General features: G+C 60.7%; 25 protein-coding genes. 14 read left to right on the top strand and 11 right to left on the bottom strand.

The window, feature by feature from the left end; translation table 11 throughout:
- Positions 1-183 precede the first annotated feature (183 nt).
- The gene (locus tag OIS53_RS14575; protein WP_264679300.1) at positions 184-723 is read right to left on the bottom strand and encodes a hypothetical protein; all 540 of its coding nucleotides are present in this window, start codon (positions 721-723) and stop codon (positions 184-186) included.
- 376 nt (positions 724-1099) lie between these two features.
- Between OIS53_RS14575 and OIS53_RS14570 the strand changes: the two genes are divergently transcribed.
- Together OIS53_RS14570 and recJ are read left to right on the top strand one after the other, a co-directional pair.
- On the top strand, positions 1100-2938 hold the full coding sequence (locus OIS53_RS14570) for a tetratricopeptide repeat protein (RefSeq protein WP_264679299.1): 1839 nt from the start codon (positions 1100-1102) through the stop codon (positions 2936-2938).
- 480 nt (positions 2939-3418) lie between these two features.
- Positions 3419-5140: a single-stranded-DNA-specific exonuclease RecJ gene (recJ, locus tag OIS53_RS14565; protein WP_264679298.1), complete on the top strand. Its 1722-nt coding sequence runs from the start codon at positions 3419-3421 to the stop codon at positions 5138-5140.
- Positions 5141-5199: 59 nt separating this feature from the next.
- Here the strand turns inward: recJ and OIS53_RS14560 are convergent, their stop codons facing one another.
- Positions 5200-5733 (bottom strand): hypothetical protein, encoded by a 534-nt coding sequence (locus tag OIS53_RS14560; protein WP_264679297.1) that lies wholly within the window; start codon positions 5731-5733, stop codon positions 5200-5202.
- A 148-nt stretch (positions 5734-5881) separates the two neighbouring features.
- Between OIS53_RS14560 and OIS53_RS14555 the strand changes: the two genes are divergently transcribed.
- The 6 genes from OIS53_RS14555 to OIS53_RS14530 all read left to right on the top strand — a co-directional run bounded on the left by OIS53_RS14555 (position 5882) and on the right by OIS53_RS14530 (position 12041).
- A complete protein-coding gene (locus OIS53_RS14555) occupies positions 5882-7720 on the top strand; it encodes a M61 family metallopeptidase (protein ID WP_264679296.1) in 1839 nt (612 codons plus the stop codon).
- 407 nt (positions 7721-8127) lie between these two features.
- Positions 8128-8592 (top strand): STAS/SEC14 domain-containing protein, encoded by a 465-nt coding sequence (locus OIS53_RS14550; RefSeq protein WP_264679295.1) that lies wholly within the window; start codon positions 8128-8130, stop codon positions 8590-8592.
- A 43-nt stretch (positions 8593-8635) separates the two neighbouring features.
- Positions 8636-9367: an LPS export ABC transporter ATP-binding protein gene (gene lptB, locus OIS53_RS14545; protein WP_264679294.1), complete on the top strand. Its 732-nt coding sequence runs from the start codon at positions 8636-8638 to the stop codon at positions 9365-9367.
- Between the two features lie 119 nt (positions 9368-9486).
- On the top strand, positions 9487-9870 hold the full coding sequence (locus tag OIS53_RS14540; RefSeq protein ID WP_264679293.1) for a GxxExxY protein: 384 nt from the start codon (positions 9487-9489) through the stop codon (positions 9868-9870).
- A 137-nt stretch (positions 9871-10007) separates the two neighbouring features.
- The gene (locus OIS53_RS14535) at positions 10008-11507 is read left to right on the top strand and encodes a GH3 auxin-responsive promoter family protein (RefSeq protein ID WP_264679292.1); all 1500 of its coding nucleotides are present in this window, start codon (positions 10008-10010) and stop codon (positions 11505-11507) included.
- A 48-nt stretch (positions 11508-11555) separates the two neighbouring features.
- The gene (locus tag OIS53_RS14530) at positions 11556-12041 is read left to right on the top strand and encodes a toxin-antitoxin system YwqK family antitoxin (RefSeq protein ID WP_264679291.1); all 486 of its coding nucleotides are present in this window, start codon (positions 11556-11558) and stop codon (positions 12039-12041) included.
- Between the two features lie 479 nt (positions 12042-12520).
- On the opposite strand, the gene OIS53_RS14525 is transcribed toward OIS53_RS14530, so the two are convergent.
- From OIS53_RS14525 to OIS53_RS14500, 6 genes are all read right to left on the bottom strand, one after another.
- Positions 12521-13300, bottom strand: coding sequence for a TIGR00266 family protein (locus OIS53_RS14525; RefSeq protein WP_264679290.1), 780 nt, complete (start codon positions 13298-13300; stop codon positions 12521-12523).
- A gap of 311 nt (positions 13301-13611) precedes the next feature.
- Positions 13612-13977 (bottom strand): hypothetical protein, encoded by a 366-nt coding sequence (locus OIS53_RS14520; RefSeq protein WP_264679289.1) that lies wholly within the window; start codon positions 13975-13977, stop codon positions 13612-13614.
- Positions 13978-14198: 221 nt separating this feature from the next.
- On the bottom strand, positions 14199-15749 hold the full coding sequence (gene gltX, locus OIS53_RS14515; RefSeq protein ID WP_264679288.1) for a glutamate--tRNA ligase: 1551 nt from the start codon (positions 15747-15749) through the stop codon (positions 14199-14201).
- Positions 15750-15994: 245 nt separating this feature from the next.
- Positions 15995-16612 carry a pentapeptide repeat-containing protein gene (locus OIS53_RS14510; protein WP_264679287.1) on the bottom strand — a complete coding sequence of 206 codons (618 nt, stop codon included), beginning with the start codon at positions 16610-16612 and terminating at the stop codon, positions 15995-15997.
- Entirely contained in the window at positions 16612-16806 is a 195-nt protein-coding gene (locus OIS53_RS14505; RefSeq protein ID WP_264679286.1) for a hypothetical protein, read from the bottom strand. Before OIS53_RS14505 ends, OIS53_RS14510 begins: the two co-directional genes overlap by 1 nt.
- A gap of 185 nt (positions 16807-16991) precedes the next feature.
- Positions 16992-17381 carry a RidA family protein gene (locus OIS53_RS14500; protein WP_264679285.1) on the bottom strand — a complete coding sequence of 130 codons (390 nt, stop codon included), beginning with the start codon at positions 17379-17381 and terminating at the stop codon, positions 16992-16994.
- 65 nt (positions 17382-17446) lie between these two features.
- On the opposite strand from OIS53_RS14500, the gene OIS53_RS14495 reads away from it, so the two are divergent.
- Positions 17447-18112, top strand: a complete 666-nt coding sequence (locus tag OIS53_RS14495; protein ID WP_264679284.1) for a 3-hydroxyacyl-CoA dehydrogenase family protein — start codon at positions 17447-17449, stop codon at positions 18110-18112.
- A 252-nt stretch (positions 18113-18364) separates the two neighbouring features.
- Here the strand turns inward: OIS53_RS14495 and glmS are convergent, their stop codons facing one another.
- The 3 genes from glmS to OIS53_RS14480 all read right to left on the bottom strand — a co-directional run bounded on the left by glmS (position 18365) and on the right by OIS53_RS14480 (position 22589).
- Complete coding sequence (glmS, locus tag OIS53_RS14490) at positions 18365-20200, bottom strand: glutamine--fructose-6-phosphate transaminase (isomerizing) (RefSeq protein WP_264679283.1); 1836 nt, start codon at positions 20198-20200, stop codon at positions 18365-18367.
- Between the two features lie 111 nt (positions 20201-20311).
- Positions 20312-21739: a DUF4270 domain-containing protein gene (locus tag OIS53_RS14485; protein WP_264679282.1), complete on the bottom strand. Its 1428-nt coding sequence runs from the start codon at positions 21737-21739 to the stop codon at positions 20312-20314.
- A 37-nt stretch (positions 21740-21776) separates the two neighbouring features.
- The gene (locus tag OIS53_RS14480) at positions 21777-22589 is read right to left on the bottom strand and encodes a glycogen/starch synthase (RefSeq protein ID WP_264679281.1); all 813 of its coding nucleotides are present in this window, start codon (positions 22587-22589) and stop codon (positions 21777-21779) included.
- Between the two features lie 120 nt (positions 22590-22709).
- Between OIS53_RS14480 and panC the strand changes: the two genes are divergently transcribed.
- The 5 genes from panC (at position 22710) to OIS53_RS14455 (ending at position 26543) form a co-directional block, all read left to right on the top strand.
- A complete protein-coding gene (gene panC, locus OIS53_RS14475; RefSeq protein ID WP_264679280.1) occupies positions 22710-23558 on the top strand; it encodes a pantoate--beta-alanine ligase in 849 nt (282 codons plus the stop codon).
- Between the two features lie 192 nt (positions 23559-23750).
- Positions 23751-24098: an aspartate 1-decarboxylase gene (gene panD / locus OIS53_RS14470; protein ID WP_264679279.1), complete on the top strand. Its 348-nt coding sequence runs from the start codon at positions 23751-23753 to the stop codon at positions 24096-24098.
- 67 nt (positions 24099-24165) lie between these two features.
- Positions 24166-25209, top strand: a complete 1044-nt coding sequence (locus OIS53_RS14465; RefSeq protein ID WP_264679278.1) for a lysylphosphatidylglycerol synthase transmembrane domain-containing protein — start codon at positions 24166-24168, stop codon at positions 25207-25209.
- Between the two features lie 68 nt (positions 25210-25277).
- Positions 25278-25757: a D-glycero-beta-D-manno-heptose 1-phosphate adenylyltransferase gene (gene rfaE2 / locus OIS53_RS14460; protein WP_264679277.1), complete on the top strand. Its 480-nt coding sequence runs from the start codon at positions 25278-25280 to the stop codon at positions 25755-25757.
- 102 nt (positions 25758-25859) lie between these two features.
- On the top strand, positions 25860-26543 hold the full coding sequence (locus tag OIS53_RS14455; protein WP_264679276.1) for a zinc metallopeptidase: 684 nt from the start codon (positions 25860-25862) through the stop codon (positions 26541-26543).
- Positions 26544-26553: the final 10 nt, after the last annotated feature.

The raw sequence follows: 26553 nt of genomic DNA, 5'->3' as shown, positions 1-26553 counted from the left end.
AAGCATCTCTCCCGCTTCGTTGGGCAAGCGTTAATAGTTAGCCAGCGGTAAAGCTGCTTGGCTACGCCTTCCTGCGGTTCGGCGGCTACGCACCCTGGCTTGATGCACCACCTGCTCAGCAGGACGGTCAGGCGGCTGCCCAAAATACTTCAGTTTGTTACTTTTCAATCTTCAACGACCAGCCTATAAGCCGGTGCTGCTGGCGCGCCGAAACAGCAGCGCCGCACCCAGCCACAGCACAACAAAGAGGGCATTGGCCCCAAACACCTTTGCTACCCCCAGGGTAAGCTCGGGCTTCCAGATAAGTAGCGCAATGATAGGAACCAGAAATTGCACGAGCGCCGCCGCCAGCATGGTGCGGGCCATGCCCCGCGGCCGGAAGCGCGCAATGATGGCGCCCACGAGCCCAACGGCAAGCACTCCGCCATACAGCAGGTTGGCGGGGTTGTCTTCGCTGCCGATAAGCCCAACGGCCAAGTTCACCCAAACCAGCAGCAGTGCAGTTGCCAGCGCAACGCCGGCCGCCAGGCGGTACGCGCCATTGCCTCTCTGGCTCGTAATCAACTCATACGCGAGGCCTGTACCGAAGAGCAGGGCACCAGCAACAATGAAATCGGACAGGGTCCAGGCCACTTCTTGAGTGAACTGCATTGCCACCAAAGGCACCAGCAGAAGGCCTGCCGTTACAAGCGCAGGGCGAACAATACGTTGGGTAAGAGTCATGGTAGTAGAGCGTTGGGGTTTACGAATGGCAGAAAGACGTCTGAAAACGAGTTGTGATGGAGCGAGGTCAGAATCCAGCGCCGGCCGTGGCCAGGAACCAGGTCAGGGAAATGTGTACGTAAGGCCAAGGTTGAGGAAGTGCCTCCGCCTATGGCTACCTGGGTCGGATAGCGTGAGCAAAGTAGATAAAAGAACTTTGTATTTCAAAGCGCATGTATGCTTTTGTTTTTCACCTACTGACGCTGGTCAGGTAGTATGTCCATTCCACGCATACAGGAGCGGAGGGTGGGGTCAGCAGGGTTGCGTATCTTTCTGCTCGGCCTGCAATGAAATCGGCTACTTGCGGGTTGATAGCAAAGAATAATCGGTAACGACCATGCGTCTACGTTCTGTGCTGCCCGCGTGCGGGTTGACTCTACTGCTCCTGGGCGGGCTGGCTGCCCAGCCCACTCCCACGCTGGCCCAGCAAGAAGGCGGGGTGCAACTGGCCCGCGAGTACGTGCGCAAGGCCGAGCACGACAAAGCCGCTTACCTCTTCGGCCGCCTGAGCACCGACGAGCAAACCGCCGCCAACGTGCTGCCCGACTACCTGACCTCTCTGCAAGCCCTGGGCCGCCACCGCGACGCCGAGAAGCTGGTGAAGCGGGCCCAGCGCCAGCGCCCCGACGACCCCAGCCTGGGCGTGACGCTGGGCACGGTGCTGGCCAAAGCCGGCGACCAGCCCGCCGCCCAGAAGCAGTGGGAGCGGGTGCTCAGCCAGCTAAGCCGGCCCGAGCAGGTATTGCCCGTAGCGGCGGCCTTCCAACAGGCCAGCCTGCCCGACTGGGCCACCCGCACCTACCTGCGCGGGCGGGAGCTGGCCCGCACCGAAACCGAGTACGCGCCCCAGCTTATTCAGCTCTACACTCAAAGCGGGCAGCGCGACAAGCTGATGGCCGAAACCCTGCGCCTGGTGCAGAACGACGAGCGGCAGCTGCCCTTCGTGCGCAACATGCTGCAAAACAGCCTCCAGGACGAGAAAGACTTTGATGCCTTGGAAAAGGAGCTGCTGAGCTTGGTGCAGAAAAATCCGGAGCTGCCCGTGTACAGTGAGCTGCTGCTGTGGCTGCACGTGCAGCGCCGCGACTTCACCGGGGCCCTGGTGCAGGCCAAGGCCCTCGACCGGCGCGGCCGCACCGAGGGGCAGCGGGTGCTGGAAGTAGCCGAAATTGCCCGCCGCAACAAAGACTACGAAAGCGCCATTCAGGGCTACGACTACGTGGTGCGCGAGTACCGTGGCCGGCCGCTCTATGCCCTGGCCCGCCAGCGCCTCGTGCAAACCCGCGAAGACCAGGTCCGCACCACCTACCCCGTGAACGTGGCCCAGCTGCGCAGCCTGCTCCAGGACTACCAGCAGGTGCTGCAAGACCTGGGCCGCACCCCCGAAACCGCGCCGGTGCTGCGCAGCATGGCCGCCTTACAAGCTTTTCAGCTCGACGAGAAAGAGCCGGCCATCAAGCTCCTGCAAGAAGTCATTGACATGCCGCGGGCCCCGTTGGAAGTGGTAGACCAGGCCAAAATAGACCTGGCCGACATCTACCTGCTGCGCAACGAGCCCTGGGAGGCCACGCTGCTGTACTCACAGGTGGAGAAGTCGCACAAGGACACGCCGCTGGGCTACGAGGCCAAGCTGCGCAACGCCCGCCTCAGCTACTTCGCCGGCGACTTCCGCCTGGCCAAGTCCCACCTCGACATTCTGAAGCAGGCCACCACCCGCGAAATTGCCAACGATGCCATGCAGCTCAGCCTGCTTATCACCGACAACACGGCCATGGACACCGCCGGCCTGGCCCTACGCGACTACGCCGCCGTGGAGCAGCAGGTGTTCCAAAACAAGCTGCCCGAAGCTCTGCGCGGCCTCGATGCTTTGCTCCAGAAATACCCCGGCCACGCCCTCCAGGATGATGCCTGGTACCTGAAAGCCCAGCTCCAGCGCCGCACCGGCGACTACCCCGGCGCCCTGACCACCCTGGAAAAAATCACCGCCAACCCGAAGTACGACGTGCTCAGCGACGACGCCCTGTTCCTGGCCGCCGCCATCCTGGAAGAAAACCTGCACGACGCAGCCAAAGCCCAGGAGCTGTACAACCAAGTGCTGGTCAAATACCCCGGCAGCATCTATGTCGCCGACGCCCGCAAACGCTTCCGCAAGCTCCGCGGCGACGTAAACCAATAGCTGTCATTCCGAGCGCAGCGAGGAATCTGGCCTCACCCCCCGGCCCCCTCTCCCGCGGAGAGGGGGAGCCAGCCGACAGGTCGTGCTACGCCGCCCTGTCGGCTCCCGCCTCCAGAACGGCTACCCAGTTGTGCCAACAAGGTAGCCGCGTAGCGGCCTACAGGTTTGCAGATAGATGGGGAAAGAACAGGCTAGCGCCGCGTAGCGGTGCAAGAGACGCCCGAACGTTTCTGGCACACCTACGCGGCGCGGCGTTTTACTACGTGTAGCTGCTACAACCCTTCAGCCGCTACGCAGCCACTGTGCTACTACAGTTTGGTAGCCGTTCTGGAGGCGGTAGCCGACAGGGCGGCGCAGAACGACCCGGAACTGGCTCCCCCTCTCCACGGGAGAGGGGGCCGGGGGGTGAGGCCCACGCCGAAAACGCGGTTTTTCTTCTTACTTTTGAAGATACCGCCCGCGGTAGCAATTGGCAGCAGTATGGAAAAACGATGGATTCGCAAGCCCACGCCCGATACGGAGCAAATCCGGCACCTGGCCGACGTGCTGCGCGTGAACGAAGCCATCATTGCCCTGCTCTGTCAGCGCCGCGTGTGCACGTTTGAAGAGGCCCGCGCCTACTTCCGGCCCGACCTAAGCCAACTGCCCGACCCACTGCTGATGCGCGACATGGACCGCGCCGTAGACCGCCTCGTGCGGGCTCTGCACCTGGGCGAGCGGGTGCTGGTGTTCGGTGACTATGACGTGGACGGCACTACCTCCGTGGCGCTAGTGTACAGCTACCTGCGCCAGTATTTCGGGCCGGAGCGCATCGACTACTACATCCCCGACCGCTACAAAGAAGGTTACGGCGTGTCGGAGGCCGGGATTGACTTCGCCTCCGACTTCGGCTACCAGCTTATCATTGCCCTCGACTGCGGCGTAAAGGCCGTGGAGAAGATAGCCTACGCCAACCAGCGCGGCGTCGACTTCATCATCTGTGACCACCACTTGCCCGGCGCCGAGCTGCCCCAGGCCGTAGCCGTGCTCGACCCCAAGCGCCCCGACTGTCAGTACCCGCACAAGGAGCTGTCGGGTTGCGGGGTGGGGTTCAAGCTGATGCAGGCTTTTACCCAGCACCAGGGCCTGCCCGAGGAGGTCTTGTATGAGTTGCTGGACTTGGTGGCCGTGAGCATTGCCGCCGACATCGTGCCCATCACCGGCGAAAACCGCACCCTGGCCTACCACGGCCTGCGCCTGCTCAACGACTCCAGTCACCCCCAGCGCCCCGGCCTCGACGCCCTGCGCGAGCTGGCCGGCATTCAAAACGCCGAGCTGAACATCAGCAGCCTCGTGTTCGGCTTCGCGCCCCGCATCAACGCCGCCGGCCGCATGGGCGACGCCAAACGCTCGGTGGCCATGCTGCTGGCCGACACCACCGCCGAGGCCGTTTCGACAGCCGGCGTGGTCGACAAAACCAACCAGGAGCGCCGCGGCTTCGACACCAGCATTACGAAAGAGGCGCTGGAAATGATAGAGCAGGACGACCTGCTCCGGTCAGCCCGCACCACGGTGCTGTTCAAGCAGGACTGGCACAAGGGCGTGGTGGGCATCGTGGCCTCCCGCTGCCTCGACAAGTACTACCGCCCTACCATCATTCTCACCGAGAGCAACGGCAAAGCCACCGGCTCGGCCCGCTCGGTGGTGGGCTTCGACGTGCACCAGGCCATTGAGGAGTGCGCCGATTTGCTCGACCAGTTCGGGGGCCATATGTACGCCGCCGGCCTCACCCTGCCCCTGGAAAACGTGCCCGCCTTCCGCGAAAAGTTTGAGCGCATCGTGGCCAGCCGCATCCAGCCCGAGCAACTCATTCCGCCCGTGGAAATCGACTGGACGCTCCGGCTCAGCGACATTACGCTGGGCTTCTTCAACCTGCTGCGGCAGATGGAGCCGTTCGGCCCCGGCAACCCCAACCCCGTGTTTCAGTCGGAGCAGGTGTACGCCGCCCCCGACTCGGCGCGCATCGTAGGCAACTCCCACCTTAAGCTGGCCCTCACCCAGGACGGCCGCCACACCATTGACGCCATCGGCTTCGGGCTGGGCGACTACTACACCCGCATCCGCCAGGGCCAGCCGTTCAGCGTGTGCTACACCATCGAGATGAACGAGTTCCGGGGTGTGCGCAACCTCCAACTGCGCGTGAAGGACATTCGCTGGGAGTGAAATGAAGCCGCCGAGGGAGGCGGGAAGGCCAGGGCCCTCGGTGGCTTTCTGGGCCGCTACTACCGGGCTACCGGCGCAGCCGGCACGTAGAAATACTCATGCGTGGCGGGGCCCCGGGCAGTAATGTTTACCCTAGAAGGATAGGTGCTGCGCCGCAGATAGTCGCCCTGCGTAAATGTGAAAACCCGGCCTGGGGACGAACTCAGGGGCGTGTAATACGTGCGGAGCCGTAGCGTGGTGAGTTGCCCGTTCTGGTACTTCTCGCGCAACAGCAGATTGCCCTTGCTGTTGTAGTAGCTTATTTTCTCTACCAACCAGGTTGTTCTCTTGCGCTTGATGACGTGCCGCTTGACCCGGTAAGGTCGCCCATCGGTGCGCGAGGCGTAGCCTCTGGTCTTGGTGCGCAAGCCCGTCAGGCTGAGGGAGCTGGTACTGAATCGCGCCAGCCGCACGGCTACGTCATTGCGCACGGCTGCGGCCTGCTGAAATAGCGTGTCGCGGACGGCAGTGGCGCGAACGGTGATGGGGGGAGAGGTTTGGGCATTAGCTGCGTGGCTGCCGAGCAGCAAACTCAGGAATAATAGCTTACGCATTGAAAAGAATAAAGAAAAAGTAGGACTACTGCGTAAATGTAGCAACTGTCCTCTATATAGCACCATAACACCTTTTTCTTTTCTACTGTGCAGCTGGCGGGCCGCAATGCGTACCTTAGTTGCACAACTTTCTACTCCGTTTCTCTCCATGAAAAAGCTACCACTGGCCCTCGGGCTAGGACTGGCTACGGCCGGCGCTGCGCTGGCTCAGCAACCAGCCGGTTATCAGATCAGCCTCGACCTGCAAAATGTGCCGAATGATAAGGTGCGGGTAAGCATCAGCGTCCCGCCCGTAAAGGAAAACCAGGTTACCTACGTCATGCCCTCGGTGGTGCCGGGCTCCTATTCAAAGAAGGATTACGGCCGCTTCGTCACCGATTTCAAAGCCTTTGACAAGCAGGGCAAGCGCCTGAAGGTCAAGAACAGCGGCCCCAACCTGTTTCTCATCGACAACGCCACCAAGCTGGCCCGGCTGGACTACCTGGTGGACGACACCTGGGACGCCAAGCAGGACGACTCCTTCATCTTCCAGCCCGGCGGTACCAACTTCGACGCCGGCCGCAACTTCACGCTCAACCACTACGGCCTCTACGGCTACCTCGAAGGCTACAAAATGCAGCCCTACCAGGTGACGGTGCAGAAGCCCGCCGACCTCTACGGCGCCACCGCCCTCGACGTGCGCCGCGAATCGCCCACCCAGGACGTGTTTACGGCCAGCAGCTACGTGACCCTAGCCGACGGCCCCATCTTCTACGCCCGCCCCGACACGGCTAGCTTCGTGACGGGCGGGGCCCGCATCGGGGTGGCGGTGCTGTCGGAGGGCGGCGTGGTGAAGGCCACCGAGGTGAGCCAGATGCTGCGCCCCATGGCCGAGGCCCTGACCAAGTTTTTCGGCAAGATGCCGGTGCCGCGCTACCAGTTCCTGATGTATTTCCCGTCGCTCACGTCGCCGCTCAACAGCAAAAACGGCGGCTACGGAGCCATGGAGCACAGCTACTCCTCGGTGTACTTCCTGCCCGAAATTCCGGACGCCGACCGGCGCCGGAGCATGGTGCTGGAGGTGGCCTCGCACGAGTTTCTGCACATGCTGGCCCCGCTGAACATCCACTCCCGCGAAATCGGGGAGTTCGACTTCCGCAACCCGCAGATGTCGCAGCACCTGTGGCTGTACGAGGGCGTAACCGAGTACGTGTCGCAGCTGGTGCAGGTGCGCGGCGGCCTGATTACACCCGATGAGTTTCGGGAGCGGATGAAGGATAAAATCGACAAGGCCGAGAAGTACGGCAACGTATCGTTTACGGAAATGAGCCGTCGCATTCTGGACGCGCCCTACAAAGACATGTACCAGAACGTGTACGAGAAGGGCGCCCTCATCGGCCTGCTGCTCGACATTCGCATCCGGGAGCTGAGCCAGGGCCGCCAAACCCTGCGCGACGTGCTGCTGGCCCTGCGCGAGAAGTACGGCCCCGATCGTTCGTTCGAGGACAGCCAGCTCATCCCCGAAATCGTGGCCCTCACCCACCCCGAGGTAGGCCAGTTTTTCAACCGCTACGTGGTGGGGCAGGAGCCCTTGCCGCTAGCCGAGTACCTGGGCAAAATCGGCTGGGTGTACGAGCCGGTTGGGCAGTCCAGGGTGAAGGCCTTCGGCAACCTCGGCTTCGGCTACGACCAGGCCAAGGACCAGTTCAAGGCCATGAAAACCAAAGCCGACGAAAACGCCTTTGGCCTGAAAGAGGGCGACGTCATCGTAGCCATAAATGGCCAGGCCGTGACCATGCAAACCGCCGAAAAGCTGCTGCGCCCCCTGGTGGAGCCCAAAACCACCGACCCCGTACGCGTGAAGTTCCGCAGCGGCGCCACCGGCCCCGAGCAGGAGCGCACCGCCACGCCACGCGAGTTCGAGGTAGAGCTAAAAAATCTGGTCGAAATCGTACCCACGCCCACCCCCAGCCAGCAAGCCATGCAGGATGCACTGCTGAAGGGGTAGCTGGTGAGGGGGTGAGAGGTGACAGGTGAGGGGAGGACAGGTAACAGGTAGACCGTCATGCTGAGCGCAGCCGGAGGCGAAGTCGAAGTATCTCTACCGAGGGTAATTCCTGACAACTGCAACGAAGCGGTAGAGATGCTTCGACAGGCTCAGCATGACAGGTAGCCTCTGACGCCAGCACGCGAGATGCTTCGACAAGCGGACGCTAGATGAAGCAGGACGGTCCTCCCCTCACCTGTCATTCCCTCACCTGTCACTCCCTCACCTGTCACCTGTTACTTGTCACCTGTCACCCCCTCACCTCAACCAGCTCAACGGCAGCATTTTTGCCTGCGTGCTGCTGCCGGCGTGAGACGCGCTTCACGTCGGCAGCAGCACGTTGCGTTTCCATGAGGTAGCTGATGGTCTTGCCTGTATTTGATGAGTTGCTGGTGCAGCACGACCCTAACCGGCGCCTGATGCGCTTTCAGTGGCTGGATGTGACCAATACCCGCCTGCGCCCCGGCCTGGTGCACGGCCGCGACCTGGTAGTGGAGCACAAGCCTGCCCACGTGCTCGTCGATTTTCACTGCCTGCCCCAGCTAAGCATCACCGACGAGCTGTGGATGTCGGTGCACTGGTTTCCGCGTATTGCTGCCCAGCCCATTCAGCGGGTGGCACTGGTGTACCCGCCGGGCTACCAGCTGCACAATGTAATGATGGCCGAAGCCGTATTATGGGTAGGCCGCCACCTGACGCGCTTTCAATTGCAGCTCTTCGATGAGGTCGAAGCGGCCCTGTTCTGGCTTACCGATGCCGATGAGCAGGCCACTGGTTGCCTTCAGGCCGAGTGGGCCGCCGCCGTGCTGGCTCATCAAAACCGGCGCCGCTAGCCGCCCGCCTCGTTCATCCCGCCCGTCGTTACCTTTGCCACCCATGATTCTACGAGCCGAACACCTGGTTAAGAAGTACAAGTCGCGCACGGTTGTCAACGACATGTCTTTGTACGTGGAGCAGGGCGAGATTGTGGGCCTGCTGGGCCCAAACGGCGCCGGCAAAACCACGTCGTTCTACATGACCGTGGGCATGGTCAAGCCCAACGAAGGCCGCATCTTCCTCGACGACCGGGACATCACCAAGCTGCCCATCTACCAGCGGGCCCGCCTCGGCATCGGCTACCTGGCCCAGGAAGCATCGGTGTTTCGGGACCTGAGCGTGGAGGAAAACATCCTATCGGTGCTGGAAATGACCGACCTGCCCAAGCAGGCCCAGCGCGACAAAGTAGAAGAGCTGCTCAACGAGTTCAGCCTCACCCACGTGCGCAAAAACCTGGGCCGCGTGCTGTCGGGCGGGGAGCGGCGCCGCACCGAAATAGCCCGCGCCCTGGCCGTCGACCCCAAGTTTGTGCTGCTGGACGAGCCTTTCGCTGGCGTCGACCCTATCGCCGTGGAGGAAATTCAGGGCATCGTGGCTAAGCTCAAACACAAGAACATCGGCATCCTCATCACCGACCACAACGTGAACGAGACGCTGAGCATCGTGGACCGGGCCTACCTGCTCTTCGAAGGCAAGCTCCTGAAAGCCGGCACCGCCGAAGAGCTGGCCGCCGACGAAATGGTACGCCGCGTGTACCTGGGCAAGCACTTCGAGCTGAAGCGCAAAATATAATCGCAGATTGTGCAGATTAAATTGATTTCACAGATTCAGGCGCCAGTGGAAATTCACGCTTTAGTGAGCAGAATCAATTAATCTGTGAAATCAATTTAATCTGCACAATCTGCGATTCTATGGAGTACAAGTACAAGGAGTTGACGCACACGGTTATTGGGTGCGCAATGCAGGTGCATCGGACATTGGGTGCAGGATTTCCGGAAGCGGTATATCAGCGTAGCTTGGCGCTGGAGCTAGAGGCCGTTGGGGTCCTTTTTCAGCGGGAAATCGTGATGCCGCTTTTTTATCGGGGTAAGGAGGTGGGAGCGAGGCGCACTGATTTTTTAGTTGAAGGCATCCTGTTAGTTGAGTTGAAGGCCGTCAGTGAAATTGTGCCACTGCATCACCAGCAAATTATCAATTACCTGAAAGCCTATCAGTTGAATGTAGGGCTACTGATAAATTTTGGTGAGGCGAGCTTGCGCTTTAAGCGCTTCATTCAGAGCAGTCTGAGTGAGTAAAGCGGAGCAGCGGAAAACAAATGCTGCCCCAGGGCTCGTACCATCTTCTGGCTTTTCTCACCTTAGCGGCCCGTACTGCCCTGTTTGAATCTGTGAAATTCCTTCAATCTGCACAATCTGCGATTCTTACCTGGGCTGTGCAGCGTCGGCTGGCCAGCATCAACCACTTCCGCGACAACCCCCACGAGGTGCAGCAGCAGCTCCTGCGCCGCCTGCTGCACACGGCCCGCGGTACGGATTGGGGCCGGCGGTATGGGTATGAGGATGGGATGTCGGTCCGGGAATTTGGGCAGCGGGTGCCGGTGAGTTCGTACGAGGAGCTGTATCCGCAGATTGAGCGGGTGCTGCGGGGCGAGGCCAATGTGCTCTGGCCGGGGCGGGTGGAGTGGTCTGCCAAGAGCAGCGGCACCACCAACGCCCGCAGCAAGTACATCCCCGTCACCCGCGAAGCCCTGGAGGAGGGTCACTACCGCGCCGGCCGCGACATGACGGCCCTGGCCACGCTCTACTACCCCGAGGTCAACATTCTGAGCGGCAAAACCTTGTCCTTGGGCGGCACGCACGGCCCCAACCCTTTCCGCCCCAACGAGGCTGGCTCCCGCATCGGCGACGTGTCGGCCATTCTCATGCAAAACCTACCGGCCTGGGCCGAGTATGTGCGCACCCCGCCCCTGGAGCTGGCTTTGCTGGATGAGTGGGAAGAAAAAATTGAGCGCATCGCCCGCCACGTGCTCCAAGTGGACGTGCGCGTGCTGGCCGGCGTGCCTACGTGGATGATTGTGCTGCTGCGCCGCGTCACGGAGCTGGCCGGTGCAAGCTCTATCCTGGACGTGTGGCCGCGGCTAGGGCTGTTTCTGCACGGGGCCGTGGCCTTTGGGCCGTACCGGGAGCTTTTCCAGCAGCTGATTCCGAGCCCGCACATGCACTACCTGGAAGTGTACAACGCCTCCGAAGGCTACTTGGCCCTGCAAGACCAGCCCGACTCCGAAGACCTGCTGCTGCTGCTCAACCACGGCATCTACTACGAGTTCCTGCCCGCCGACCAGTGGGACGTCCCCGAGCCCCAAGCCGTGGGCCTGGCCGATGTGGAGCTGGGCCGCACCTATGCTGTCGTCATCAGCACCAACGCAGGCCTGTGGCGCTACAAAATCGGTGACACGGTGCGGTTCACGTCGCTTCGGCCGTACCGCATCCGCATTTCGGGCCGCACCAAGCACTTTCTGAATGCTTTCGGCGAGGAAGTAGTAGTTGAAAACGCCGACGCGGCCATTGCCGCCGCCTGCCGCGCCACCCGTACCACCGTGCGCGACTACACGGCCGCACCCATCTACTTCGCCGCCACCGACGGTGCTTCCCGCGGTGGCCACCAGTGGCTGATTGAGTTCACCCAGCCCCCGCAGGATACGGCCCACTTCACGCAGGTGCTGGACCACACCCTGCGCCAGCTCAACTCCGACTACGACGCCAAGCGCCACCGCGACCTAGCCCTCACGCCCCCGCAGGTGATGGTAGCGCCGGCCGGCACGTTTGAGCGGTGGCTGGCCCGGCGCGGCAAGCTGGGCGGCCAGCACAAAGTACCCCGCCTCAGCAATTCGCGGGAGCTGCTCGACGAGCTGCTCGCTCAGGTGGCGCAGTAGTTTTATCTTGCCCGGCAGCTTATCCTGTTTCACGTACCGCGTGGCTATATGTTCCTCTACCCCCGTATCGTGCTCGGCTTGCTCCTGGCTGCGGGCAGCCTCAGCTCCTCCTGTGCCCGCCTGAAGCGCGGCCCCGTGGGCTTCTGGTCGCGCAACCGCTACGGCCGAAGCGGCGACCAGCGCCACGGCCCCTGGCGCGGCTACTTCGACACGGAAGAAAAGCGCCTGGCCAACCAGGGCCGCTACCGCCACGGACGAACCGTGGGGCGGTGGCGCTACTACTCACCCACCGGCCAGCTGGAGCGCACCGAGCGGTATCATCGGCGGCCGGCCGGGCAGGTTACGCTGGCGTATTATCACCCCAACGGACAGCTTTCCAAGCGCGGCCAGGCCCTGTACCGTTCCGAGCCCACGGTGATGCGCTTTTTCTGGTTTGGCGAGTGGCAGTGCTACGCCCCCGATGGCCGTTCCTTGCCCGCTGAGTACTACCAGAATGGTCACCAGGTACCCACTCCTACCACCACGGCTGAGTAAGAAATAGCCCTTCAAAAAAAGCAGGTGACGAAATAATCCTGTTTCAAAGAATCCGGGCTCCGACTGCCATAAAAGGTAAGATTTATAGTGAAGACTGGCACTGTGGGACGGAAAAGCCGAATGTCCTTGTTGTTTTTTTAATTTATAGTTCTATATATTAGTCGAATCGTTCTTTTCCAATCCCACTTTTATGACCACAACATCCACTTCCCTTCCTCCATTTCAAGAAAAGCGCCGGCGGCGGCGTCGGTCTGCGGGCAGCGCCACTCCCTCAGCGCGTACGGTTAAGTTTACGCTCGGAGTACTGGGTTTTCTGGTGCTCATTCTGCTAGCCAGTCTCGGGGTTATTGCCGCCAATCTGGGTAGCTAACACTCCGACTGCCCTAGCTTAGCCTACTGCATACGCCACAAGTCCCGGCACCTTGCACGCATGTGCAGAGGTGCCGGGACTTATTTTTTTGGATAGGGTTGCCAGCTGATTACTGGTCTAGCACGCGGCCCAGGCCACCCAGGATGCTGCCGCTTTCTTTCTGGGCATTGCCGCCGTTGGGAGCCAGGGCCTGAATCAGCTTTTTCACCGGCATGGATTGCAGCCACACGCGCCCCGTGCCGCGCAGCGTGGCCAGCAGCAGCCCTTCGCCCCCAAATATCATCGACTTCAGGCCCCCGGCCCGCGCAATGCTGAAGTCGATGCCCGGCTCGAAGGCTACCACGCAGCCCGTGTCTACGCGCAGCAGCTCGTTGTTGAGGCGCTTTTCGATGACGGTGCCGCCCGCATGGATGAACGCTTTGCCGTCGCCGGTGAGGCGCTGCAAGATGAATCCTTCGCCGGCAAACAAGCCCGCGCCCAGCTTCTGGTTGAAATGAATACTGATTTTGGTGCCCCGCGCGGCGGCCAAGAAGCCGTCTTTCTGCACGATGAGCCCTTGGGGCAGCTCACGCAAATCCAGCGGAATGATGGTACCAGGGTAGGGGGCCGAAAACGCCACCCGGCTCTTGCCGTAGCCGCCGCGGTGCGTAAAGTGCGTCATAAACAACGACTCGCCCGTGAGCAGGCGCGTGCCCGCCGAAAACAGCTTGCCCATAAAGCCCTGCTCGGGCTCGGAGCCGTCGCCCATCTTGGTTTCAAAGGCTATGGCCTCGTCCATGTACACCATGGCGCCGGCCTCGGCAATAACGGTTTCGTTGGGGTCCAGCTCTACTTCCAGCACCTGAATATCATTGCCGAGAATCTTGTAGTCAACGTCGTGGGACTGCATAAGGAAAAGGCGAAAGGTGAATACGGAGTCAAGTATAGTGATTTGCCCTGTGGAGTCGCGTGCCATTGCAAAGCAGAGGCCCGGCAATCCGTTCTTTTCAGGCGCAATAAGCTATAACTCTCACAGTTGCGCGCCCTGTGCACCTTTGTCTCGCCAATAAAAGAGAGCAAATGCCCATTCTCATTACACAGAAAACCCCTGACATCACTAGACATCAGGGGCAGGGATAAGTCATTCGGGCAACTTGACAAAAAAACGGATTGGGGCCGTTTACTGCGCGAGGTAGTGGACCTACTCGCAAGGAGGCAAGGTTACTCTTCGCTGGAAGGCAAGGCCTCCAGGTCGTCGTCGGCGCTGGCTTTGGGGCCTTTTTTCTTGGCCTCCTTGCTGGTGCGGCGCATAAAGTCCTCATCCGACTCTTCGGGCTCCTGCACGTCTTCTTCCAGCGGCAGGTCCTCCTCCTCGTCTTTTTCGCCAAACTGCCCGTCGCGGTTCACCAGCTTTTTGTCGCGCACGTGGCGGTTCAGAAACTGATTGATGTCCTCGATGCTGTAGTTGGAGGTGATTTCACCCAGCGGGTTCACCTTGATTTCAAAGCCCTCCAGCTCTTTGTGCACGCGGGCTTTCTTGTCGGGGTCGTTCTTTTTCTTTTTCGGGCTGACGGGTTTCTTGGCCATGGTGCTAAGCGCTAAAATCGGGATGCAACGGGCAGCGGTTTGCGGTAAGCTGCTTTGGAATAAGCTAGTACGAAGCAGCTCGGCCGCGGTTAGGGCAAACCGCCAGCTGCCCTGACAAAAAGCAAGAACCCGCTCGGTGCGTGTCGAGCGGGTTCTCATTTGATTTGAATTCTGGCTAGTGCCGGCTCAGCCGAAGGTCAAAGTCCGGCCCAAGCTGAAGCTTAGGCCACACTAGCCGGCAGGGCCGCCACCGCAGCTTCAATCCGCTCGGCGGTTTCCTGCGGGCCCAGAATGCTCATGATGTGCATGAGGTCGGGGCCGGCGGCGGCGCCGGTTACGGCCACGCGCAGGGCCTGGAGCACCTGCCCGATTTTGATGCCCTGGGCATCGAGCACTTGCGTGAGCAGGGCTTTGATGCCGTCGGGGCTGGCGTCGAGGGCGGCGGGCAGCTCCTGGGCAAACTGGGCGAGGGCGCCGGCCACCTGGGCGTTCCACTTTTTGCTGATTACTTGCTCGTCGTAGGCGGTGGGGCGCTGGAAGAACAGCTGGGCCTCGCGGGCCAGGTCGGCGGGGAAGGTAGCACGCTCTTTTACCAGGGCCGCAATCTGCTCAGCTTTATCGGCGGGTACCTCCAGGCCCTGCTCGCGCAGGCTTTCCGTAAGATACTGGGCCAGCTCAGCGTCGGGCTTGGCGCGCAGGTATTGCTCGTTATACCAGCGCACCTTGTTCTGGTCGAAGCGGGCCGGCGACTTACTTACGCGCTCAATCGAGAAGGCTTCTACCAGCTCCGGCATCGTAAACAGCTCCTGCTGGGTGCCAGGGTTCCAGCCCAGAAAGGCCAGGAAATTGATAAACGCCTCGGGCAGGTAGCCCGATTCGCGGTAGCCGCTGCTCACGGTGGGCTCACCGGTTTCGGCGTCCTGGCCGTGCCACTCCAATGGAAATACCGGGAAGCCCAGCCGGTCGCCGTCGCGCTTGCTCAGCTTGCCCGTGCCGTCGGGCTTGAGCAGCAGGGGCAGGTGGGCAAACTGCGGCATGGTGCTTTCCCAGCCCAGGTAGCGGTACAAGAGCACGTGCAGGGGTGCCGAGGGCAGCCACTCTTCGCCCCGAATCACGTGGGTAATCTCCATCAGGTGGTCGTCCACGATGTTGGCCAGGTGGTAGGTCGGCATCCCGTCCGACTTCATCAGCACCTTGTCGTCGATGCTCGACGAGTGCACCACCACCCAGCCCCGGATCAGGTCGTTGAAGCGCACCTCTTCCTTACGGGGCACCTTTAGGCGAATCACGTACGGGGCGCCCGAGTCGAGCAACTGCTGCACTTCCTCGGCCGGCAGGGTCAGGGAATTGCGCATTTGGGTGCGCGTGATGCTGTTGTACTGGGGGTTGGGCACTTTGGCGGCCGTGAGGCGGGCGCGCATGGCATCCAGCTCCTCGGGCGTGTCGAAGGCGTAGTAGGCGTGGCCGCTGTCGAGCAGCTGCTGGGCATACTGCCGGTACATGGGCTTCCGCTCGCTCTGCCGGTAGGGGGCGTGGGGGCCGCCCTGCTCGGGTCCTTCGTCAATCTCGATGCCGCACCAGCGCAGCGAGTCCATGATGTACTGCTCGGCGCCCGGCACAAAGCGGTTCTGATCGGTATCCTCAATGCGCAGCAGCATCTTGCCACCCATCTTGCGGGCCAGCAGGTAGTTATACAGCGCAGTGCGCACCCCGCCAATGTGCAGCGGCCCCGTGGGGCTGGGCGCAAACCGCACCCGTACTTCTCTTTCCATACAAACAGCTAATACACGCCCGGCTCAGGTCCCGAAACGCGCCGCAAAGGTACGATATCCAATGAGTGAATGAGTAGATGAGGGAATGAAGGGGTGAGAGTAGCAGCCCGTCATGCTGAGCGCAGTCGAAGCATCTCTACTGGGGATAATTTCTGACGATTGCAACGAAGCGGTAGAGATGCTTCGGCAAGCGGACGCCAGACGGAGCAGGACGGGCTGCTACTTTCACTCGCTTATTCCCTCATTTACTCATCCACAATCACCAACCCGTACTGGGTGAGCAGGCCGGGCAGGCTGTGTAAGGAAAACCGGGCGTGTTTCAGGTTGTTGGCCGTTGGGTCCAGCTCCACTTCCTGCGCCGTGCTGAAGTCGGCTTCTACGAGCGTGGTTTGCTGAAACACAGCCCGGCGTAGTAGGCAGTCTTGGAACACGGTGCCGGTTAGGTCGGCTTGGGTGAAGTCGGCTTCCTGCAAGGAGCAGCCCACGAAGCGGGTGTGTGGCAGCGCCCGGCCGGCGAAGGAGGCGTAATCGAGCTGGCACTGGTCGAAGTGCACGGCAAATAGCAGCTCCCGGCACCGCTGAAACGGCAGCCCCAGCAGCTTGCAGCCCGCAAAGGCCACGTTCTGAAGCGCCGTGTTGGTAATGGTGGCCCCCGCCAGGTTGCAGTTCTCAAACAGACACTCGCTGAACCGCCACCCCGACAAGTCAGCTTGGCTCCAGTCGAAGCCTACGAAATGATATTCCTCAAACTCCCGCTGCCGGGCCAGCTCTGCCGGCAGCGTACGGTGCAGAACATTTTCGGGCGGGAAATAATCGGGTTTGCGCAGGGGCTTAGCCGCTTTGCGCGCAGTTGAGCGCGGCATCAGTCGCGGCTTCGGTAGCGCAGCCACAGCGCCAAGCCCAGCAGCGAAATGCCGCCTTTGATCAGCCACGCCGCCGTAGGCCCCCAGTTGTTCATCCAGTCCAGCAGCGGAAACCGAAAGTTGCTGGGCAGCAGAAACGGCGCTACCATGGCTATCAGGCCCGCCAGCAACAAGAAAATGCCTATTTCTCTCATGAGAAAGGTGATGAGGTGAATGGTGAGTAAACCGTCATGCTGAGCTTGCCGAAGCATCTCTCCCGCTTCGTTGCAATGGCATTGGTTAGCCAGAGGTAGAGAGGCTTCGGCTCCGCTCAGCATGACAATACCATTGCAATGTCAGCACGCCAGATTCCTCGCTCTGCTCGGAATGACAGGCGAGCTTATGCCTTCACGGCTACGCAGGAAATTTCTACCTGCACATCTTTCGGCAGGCGGCTGACTTCCACGGTTTCGCGGGCGGGGGCGTAGTCGGCGCTGAAGTAGCTGCCGTAAATTTCATTGATGAGGCCGAAGTTGCCGAGGTCTTTGACGAAGATGCTGCACTTCACCACGTCGCGCAGGGTGCAGCCGGCGGCTTGCAATACGGCTTCCAGGTTGCGCATTACCTGATGCGTTTCCTGGGCTACGTCGCCGTTGCCCACGAGCTGGCCGGTTTGGGCATCCAGGGCAATCTGGCCCGATACGTACACGGTGTTGCCGGCCTGAATGGCTTGGCTATAGGGCCCAATGGGCGCGGGAGCGTGGTTGGAGTAAACGATGGAGTGTGCCATGAGCGGAACCGGCAGGATTGTACAGGAGGAATCTATCTTTGAAGCCAAAGTAAGCCGAAAAATCCATGCACCTGTTCATCGTCGAAGGCCTGCCCGTAGAGGCCGAGCTGCGCCGCAAATTCGGCCCGGCGCACACCTACGACTTCTGCCCCGCTGCGGCCCCCGACCTACACGCCCGCCTTGGCGCCGCCGATGTAGCCTTCGACCTGCGCTCCTGGCCGGAGCTGCACTACGAGCAGCTCCGGCAGCCCGTTTTCTACGACACTACGGCCCGCAGCCTGGCCCAGCTTTTCCATGAAGAAAAGCCGCCGCTGGGTCCCGTATTCGGCTTCTGCGGCCTGCCTACGCTCATCGACCGAAGATTGCTGGAAACTAGTCTGCTGTACGCTGCTGATGCCGATAAGCTGGCCGAAGTGTGCGCCGCGCTGGGCACGGAGTTCCGCACGGTGCAGGACCGCGTGGGCCTGGTAACGCCCCGTATCATCTGCATGATTATCAACGAAGCCTGCTACACCTTGCAGGAAGGCACGGCCTCGGTCCGCGACATTGACCTGGGCATGAAGCTGGGCACCAACTACCCGCACGGACCCTTCGAGTGGGCCAACGCCATCGGCCTGGCCCGCGTCTACGAAACCCTCGAATGCCTGTACCAAGACACCCACGAGGAACGCTACAAAGTGTGCCCCCTGCTGAAAACCATGTACCTGCGCGGCCAGCAGTTTGAAGTATAAGTACGGCTTATATTGGGGTACGTGGCCGGTGTAGAGACGCAACCCTTCGCGTCTCCTCGTCCGCGGCGCCTGGAAAGAATTGTTGAACAAGGCGACGAGAAGGGTCGCGTCTCTACACCGGCCATGCGCACGGAACTCTAAACCACCATAGCCCCCAACCGCAAAGTGCCGCTCCGGAAGCTTCCGGAGCGGCACTTTGCGTATATGCGTGAGCCGATAAGAGTCTAACGTCTCACTTCTCGTATCTCACTTCTACTCTACCGTCACCGACTTAGCGAGGTTGCGGGGCTGGTCGACGTTGCAGCCGCGCAGCACAGCAATGTGGTAGGACAGCAGCTGCAGCGGCACCACCGACACCAGCGGCATCAGCACCTCGCTCGTGGCAGGCACCTCAATGACGAACTCGGCCATCTGCGGAATTACGTCGTCGCCCTCGGTTACCACGGCAATGATGCGGCCTTTGCGGGCTTTTACCTCCTGAATGTTGCTGACCACCTTCTCATACGAGCTGTCTTTGGTAGCAATTACTACCACCGGCATGTTTTCGTCGATGAGGGCAATGGGGCCGTGCTTCATTTCGGCGGCTGGGTAGCCCTCGGCGTGGATGTAGCTGATTTCCTTGAGCTTGAGGGCGCCTTCCAGGGCCACCGGGAAGTTGTAGCCGCGGCCCAGGTACAGGAAGTTGGTGGCATCCTTGAAGATTTCCGAAATCTGCTTAATCTCGGTGTTCAGCTGCAGCGCCTTCTCCACCTTTGACGGAATGTTGCTTAGTTCCATCATCAGCTCCCGCAGCTTGGAGTCGGAGAGCGTGCCGCGCTTGTGGCCCACAATCATTGCCAGCAGGGTCAGCACCGTTACCTGGGCCGTGAAGGCTTTGGTGGAAGCCACCCCAATTTCGGGGCCGGCGTGGGTGTAGGCGCCGGCGTCGGTGGCGCGGGCAATGCTGGAGCCCACCACGTTGCAGATGCCAAAGATGGTAGCGCCCTTGCTCTTAGCCAGCTCAATAGCCGCCAGTGTATCAGCCGTTTCGCCCGACTGCGAAATGGCAAGTACGATGTCGCGCTCCGTGATGATGGGGTTGCGGTAGCGGAACTCCGAGGCGTATTCCACTTCCACCGGAATGCGGGCCAGGTCCTCAATCAGGTATTCGGCCACCAAGCCGGCGTGCCAGGAGGTGCCGCAAGCCACAATCAGGATGCGGTCGGCGTTCATGAACTTCCGCTCGTAGGCCCGCACGCCGCCCATGTTCAGGTGGCCGGCTTCCAGCTCCAGGCGCCCCCGCATCGAGTCCAGAATGGAGCGGGGCTGCTCAAAGATTTCCTTCAGCATGAAGTGCTCGTAGCCGCCTTTCTCGATGCTGTCCAGCTCCAGCTCCAGCTTTTGGATATAGGGCGTCTGCGGCACGTCTTCCTTGGTCCGGATGTCGAGCTTGCCGTTGCGGATAACGGCAATTTCGTAGTCGTTTACATACACTACCTCGTTGGTGTACTCGATGATGGGCGTGGCGTCGGAAGCCAGGAAAAACTCGCCTTCACCCACCCCGATTACCAGCGGAGAGCCTTTGCGGGCCGCAATCAGCTGGCCGGGGTCGTCCTTGCTCAGTACCACAATAGCGTAGGCGCCCACTACTTCGTGCAGGGCCAGGCGCACGGCTTCTTCCAGCGTGCACTTGTTCTGCTTCTGAATCTCTTCAATCAGGTTCACAAACACCTCCGTGTCGGTGTCCGAGTGAAACTCGTGGCCCTGCTGCTGCAAGTGAGTTTTCAGGGCCGCGTAGTTTTCGATGATGCCGTTGTGAATGATGGCAATCCGCTCCGACGTGGAGTAGTGCGGGTGGGCGTTAACGTCATTGGGCTCCCCGTGGGTGGCCCAGCGGGTGTGGCCCATGCCAATGTGCGCGTGAGTATCTTTTTCGGCAATAAACGCTTCTAAGTCAGCAACTTTGCCTTTTTTCTTGTACACGCTCAGCTGCCCGTTGAGCAGCGCTACCCCGGCCGAGTCGTAGCCGCGGTATTCCAGGCGGCGCAGGCCTTTGATGATGATGGGGCATGCCTCACGGTGCCCGATGTAAGCGACAATTCCGCACATAGCTTGATGGTTGGGTCAGAGCAAAATCCTTCAGGGAAAGAGCAAAAATCGGGCGGCACCGGCAAAAGCCGTGCCGCCCTTCAGTTGAGCCTGGCCGCCGCAGCGGGCCGTTTATCGAAGTTTAGTGTAGTATACGCGCAGCTTAATGGCGGCAGCGTCTACCTGAGCCCGGTTCAGGTTCAGCGTCAGGTCGTCCTGCCGGAGCGGCGACAAAGCCAGAGCTGCCGGCAGCTCCCCATTCAGGCGGTCCGACAAATAGGCCTGCAAGTAGTTGGTCATGGTGAGCCGGTAGAACTGCGGTTCTGAGCCCCTAGGGAAGGTAGCCGCAGCCGGAACGCCAGTGCCCGTCGGGTTTACCGGTGCGCCTGATACCGAGTCCAGGTCAGCCTGCACCAGCCGGTCGTAAGTAGTACCGTTGATGGTGCGTTGCAGCACCTGGTTGCTGGCGTTCAGCTCGTACACGTACAAGCTCGACGGGTACGGGAACAGCGCGTTGGTGTATTGCCGAATCGGTATCAGCAGCTCGGCCCTGTTAATCGTAAGGCCGGGCGTAGTGCGGAGCGCATCCAGGCCGCGGAACTCTAGCCGGGTGCTCAGGCCCACGCCATTCTGCACAAACGTGTAGCCGCCCACGGCGCTGGGGCCAACTTGCTGGGAGGTACTGCTGAGTGCCGCAAACGGCGTCCCCGTAAAATCAGTGTTCAGCTGGGTGAAATACTTGGTGCCCCGTGTGAGGTTGGACTGAGTTATTCCGAACAGCACATCATACCCTCGGCGCGTGCTCACCTTACCGGCACTGTTGGTTCCGGTGAAGTAAAACCGCAGATACGTGTTTACCGAACGGTCAAAAGCCACAATGTTATCATCGAAGCCGGCCGTTGGCACCAAGGCCAAGCCTTTCAAGACACTATTCAGGCGCTCCTGGTTAAAGCCTGGGTCCTGCAACGCTGCAAACAGTGTGGTAGCCAAGCCCGCCGCCGACGCCTGCTTTAGCGGCCGGATTTTGATGGTGCGGTCTGGCTCCGTCACCACGGTCGTCGTCGTATCGGTGGTGCTGGAGGCGTTGAGACGGCGCCGCACCTTGCGGGTCCGGTTCAGCGAGGCTACAAAGTTGGTCAGCACCGCGTTGCCCGTTGCCACCGACGACGTGGAATTGTAGACGGCCCGTTCGTCGAGCGGCTGTTGGAGCTGGAGCAAGTCGAAGCGCAGGGGCTGGGCCGTGTTGCCGTAGCCCTGGCTGAAGCCAAAGCTGAGCACCACTGAGTCCAGCTTCACGGCCGTAAACTTGGCCGGCAGCGAATCGAGAGGCATAACTACCTGGGCATTCAGAAAGGCCCGGGCCGTGGTTAGGCCCACTTGGTTGTCGCGCAGGCGACCCACCAGTACCTGATTAGCCTGCCCGGTTTGCACCGGCGACAACCGAATAGTGGAGGCGGCTACCGGAAATTCGAGAAACTCAGCGTTGATAGGAGCGGTGCCGGGCAGGTCCAGGCCCACGTCATTAGCTTCTTCGCAGGACGACGCAACACCCAGGAGCACCGCGGCACAAAGGGAAACCGAAGCAAGTCGGCTGGCGCTAGCTGGCCAATTCATTATAAAGCGCGTAGTAAGAGGTTAGCAGGTTTTCGTCGGCGCCGACCTGCTCGATTTGTTTGTTAGCCGAATACTCGGCAAATAGCGCGTTCAGGTTGTCGCTGAAGTCTTCATCCGACTTCACCACCGTATCAGCGTACTCCATGCCCACTTTGATGAAGCCACCGAAGTCAGCTGTTTTCAGGGCGGCCAGCATGTCATCCTCAATGTCCAGCATCTTGGCCTTCTCAATGATGTCGCCCTCGAATTTGTGGTCAAATTCGTTGTTGTAAATGGTGAACAGCGACTTGGCGTCCTTGAAGATGGGGTCCTTCTTATAAGTCGTTTTCAGGTACATCGGAATCAGACCCGTCATCCAGTCGTTGCAGTGCACGATGTCGGGGGCCCAGCCGAGTTTTTTCACGGTTTCCAGCACACCCTTGCAGAAGAAGATGGCGCGCTCGTCATTATCGGTGTGAAACTTGTCGTTTTTATCTACCAGCACCGATTTGCGGTGGAAGTAGTCTTCGTTGTCGATGAAATATACTTGCAGCTTGGCATTTGGAATAGAAGCAACCTTGATAATCAGCGGCTTTTCATCCTCGCCCACCGCAATGTTAATCCCCGACAACCGCACCACTTCGTGCAGGCGGTTCTTCCGCTCATTGATGATGCCAAACCGGGGAACGAAAATGCGGATTTCCATCCCCATCTCCTGCATTCCCTGCGGCAAGCGCCGCAAAAACTCTGCTACCTTGGTGGTCTGCAAAAACGGGTTGATTTCCGTGGCAGCATAGAGTATTCTCAACTTGGACATACTAGGTCAGTTGGTGTGAATGGGAGGAGGCAACACTTTGGGATGCACAAAATTAAACATTTTTGAGGGATTTTTCAACTAAAATCACCCGCTTGTTCAGCCAGCGGGCTGTTTTACCTTATGGAGATACTGCATACGGCTGCTGAGTTGCAAGCCCGCGCCGAAATGTGGCGCCGCGAAGGCCGCCGCATTGGGCTGGTGCCCACCATGGGCGCCCTGCACGAAGGCCACTTGCAGCTGGTGCGCGCCGCCGCCCGCGAGTGCAACGTGGTGGTGGCTACCATCTTCGTAAATCCCACCCAGTTCAACAACGCCGATGATTTCCGGCTGTACCCGCGCCTGCCCGAAGCCGACGCGGCCCTGCTGGCTCCGGCCGGCTGCACGGCACTGTTTCTGCCCACAGTAGAGCAGATGTACCCGCAGCCCACAGTGCTGCGGTTCGACTTCGGCCCTCTGGAGCGGGTGATGGAGGGCGCCCACCGGCCGGGCCACTTCAACGGAGTAGCCACCATCGTAAGCAAGTTGTTCCACCTGAGTTGCCCGCACCGGGCCTATTTTGGGCAGAAAGACTTGCAGCAGGTTGCTATCGTGCGGCAGCTGGTGGCTGATTTGTCGTTCGACTTGAAGCTGGTGGCCTTTCCAACAGTGCGCGAAGCCGACGGACTAGCCATGTCGTCCCGGAACCGCCGCCTCGACGCCGCGGCGCGGGCCGTGGCGCCACGCTTATACCAGGGCTTGCAGCTAGCCGAAGAACTAGTGCGAGCCGGCCAGGCCACTCCATCGGCCGTGCAAACTGCCGCCGCCGGGTTTGTAGCCGCCGAACCCCAGATTACTCTGGAGTATTTTGAGGTAGCGGATGCCCACACCCTGCAACCCCTGACGGAGTGGCAGCCCGGCCGCCCCGTGGCCCTGTGCCTGGCCGCTCACCTGGGCGGCGTGCGGCTGATTGATAATGTGGTGGTGAGTTAGGGACTTAGGAGCTTAGAGGACGTTCTAATACAGCTGCCAACTCGTCCTGGCGTGAACAGATTCTTGGGCTACTGCTCCAAAGCGACGGAAAAACTAATCTAAGTTCCCAAGCCCCTAAGTTCCTAAGCCCCCCACTACTCACCTCTCCCGATTCTATATCTTTGCCGCCTCAAACACGCGCATCACCCACTCATGCATATCGAGGTTCTTAAGTCGAAGATTCATCGGGCCAAAGTCACGCAGGCGGAGCTGCACTATGTGGGCAGCATCACCATTGATGAAAACTTGCTGGACGCGGCCAACATGGTGGAAAACGAGAAAGTGACCATCGTAAACGTCAACAACGGGGAGCGGTTTGAAACCTACACCATCCGCGGCGAACGGGGCTCGGGCATGATTTGCCTCAACGGCCCGGCCGCCCGGCGCGTAGCCGTCGGCGACATCGTCATTATCTTCTCCTACGCCCTGATCGACTTTGCCGAAGCGCGCAGCCACAAGCCCACGCTTGTATTCCCGGACCAGCACAACCGCTTGGTGTAGCCCGCCGGGGCCGGGGCTGATACTTACTAAGGCTAGCTGTGGGCAGCTGGTGCACTAAAAATTATTTGTGAAACAACTGCTTACTGTTGCCAAGTACGCGCTGCTGCTGGCCTTGTCCGGGGTGCTGATGTGGTACGCGCTGCGGGGGCAAGACCTGAGCCTGATTGGGCGCTACATGCGCGAGGCCAACTACTCCTGGCTGGTGCTGACCATGGTGCTGTCGGCGCTGGGGTACTTCAGCCGCGCCCACCGTTGGCAGATGCAGCTGGAAGCCAGCCGCCTGCGGCCGGGCTACTGGGACGTGTACCACGCCATGATGGTGGGCTACCTCGCCAACCTAGTGCTGCCGCGCATGGGCGAGGTCATTCGGTGTTCGGTGCTGCGCCGCACGGCGGGCGTGCCGGTGCAGGTGGCGCTGGGAGCCGTCATTACGGAGCGGGTCATCGACCTATTGGTGCTGGCCGGGCTGCTGGGCGCTACGCTGCTGCTCGACTTTCACAAGTTCTGGGCCTTTGTTGTCAGCCTGTTTTCGGACCGCTACAACTCCCTGGCTGCCCACCAAGGCCTGCTGCTTACGGCCGCCGGGCTGCTGCTGCTGCTGGCGGCGCTGTTCGGCTATCTGCTGTACCGCAACCTGGAGCGGCTACGCCAGCGGGCTTTCTTTAACCGCCTCGAAACGTTTGTGCGGGGGCTGCTGGAGGGCGTCTTCAGCATCCGCAAGCTGCGCCGGCCGGGCCTGTTTCTGCTGCACACGGCCTTTACCTGGCTGGTATACTACCTGATGGATTACCTGGCGTTTTTCGCCTTCCCCGAAACCCAGGGCCTGGGTGTGGGTGCCGCCTTGGCCGTTCTTACCTTCGGCGCCTTCGGCATGGCAGCCCCCGTGCAAGGCGGCATCGGGGCCTTTCACCTTATGGTGCAAAGCACGCTGCTGGTCTACGGCATCGGCAAGGAGGCTGGCATTGCCTACGCCCTGGTCGTGCACGGCTCCCAAACCCTATTGGTGGTCCTGATGGGTGGCATCAGCTTCGTAGCCAGCATGATGAAGTCGGGCCGCGTAGCCCGGAGTAGAGGTGAGAGAGTAGAAGTGAGGCATGAGACTACGTCCTAACTACGTTCATGGTATTGTTAGCAGAACAAAGTCTCGCCTCTCATGTCTCACCGTCTCACTTCTAAACCATGTGGAGTAAAGAGAAAATTCTGACCCTGGAAGAACTGCTGCCGGTGGTGGCGGGCTGGAAGGCGGCGGGGGAACAAGTGGTGTTTACCAACGGCTGCTTCGACCTGCTGCATCTGGGCCACGTGGACTACCTGGAAAAGGCCCGGCACCTGGGGCAGCGCCTCGTGGTGGGGCTGAACACGGACGCCTCGGTGAGCTGCCTCAAGCCCGGCCGGCCCCTGCAAGACGAAGTGTCACGGGCGCGGGTGTTGGCCTCCCTTTTGTTTGTGGATGCCGTGGTACTGTTCAACGAACCGACCCCGCTGGCCCTGATTCAGGCCGTGCTGCCCGACATCCTGGTGAAGGGCGACGACTACCAAATCAGCGGAATTGTGGGCCACGAGGTGGTGTTACAAAACGGCGGGCAGGTCTTGACCGTACCACTCGTTGCCGGTTACAGCACTACGCGCATTGTGGAGCGTATCCGGCAGCTGGGCTAGGCGCCGGGTGCCTGAGTAGAAGAGCCACGCAAGGGCTCTGGTACGGGCTGCGGCGGCTGGGCCAGTGTTCATCTTCTCATCCACTCACGCACCATGTATCATATGAATCCCGCGTATATCATTGTCCTGCTGACCATGCTGGCCAGCTGGCTGATTCAGCGCCGCCTGCAAAGCAAGTTTGAGCAGTACTCCCAGGTTGGGTTGCGGGCTAACTTGTCAGGCAAGCAGATTGCCGAGCTAATGCTGGCCGACCACGGCATCACCGACGTGCGCGTTATCAGCACCGAAGGCCGCCTGACTGACCACTATAACCCCGCCGATAAAACCGTAAACCTGAGCGAGGCCGTGTACGCCGAGCGCAGCGCCGCTGCGGCTGCCGTAGCCGCCCACGAGTGCGGGCACGCCGTGCAGCACGCCACCGCTTACTCGGCTTTGCAATTCCGCTCGGCCATGGTACCGGCCCTGAGCGCCGTGTCCAAGTTCATGCCCATTCTACTGTTTATCGGGGTGCTCATGCTGAACACCACCCCCCTGCCGCTCGGCATTGGCGTGGCCTTCTTTGCGCTTACCACGCTGTTCAGCTTCGTGACCCTGCCTGTGGAGTTCGACGCTTCTAAGCGAGCCTTGGCCTGGATTGACAAGCGCGGCATTGTGACGCCCCAGGAGCACGCCATGGCGAAAGACGCGCTGTGGTGGGCTGCTATGACCTACGTGGTGGCGGCCCTGGGCTCCCTGGCTACCTTGTTCTACTACGCCACCTTGCTCATGGGTCGCCGCCGCGAGTAAGAAGCGGTTG

Source organism: Hymenobacter sp. YIM 151500-1 (assembly GCF_025979885.1).
Lineage (GTDB): Bacteria > Bacteroidota > Bacteroidia > Cytophagales > Hymenobacteraceae > Hymenobacter.
This window is presented reverse-complemented; position numbering and strand designations above follow the sequence as displayed.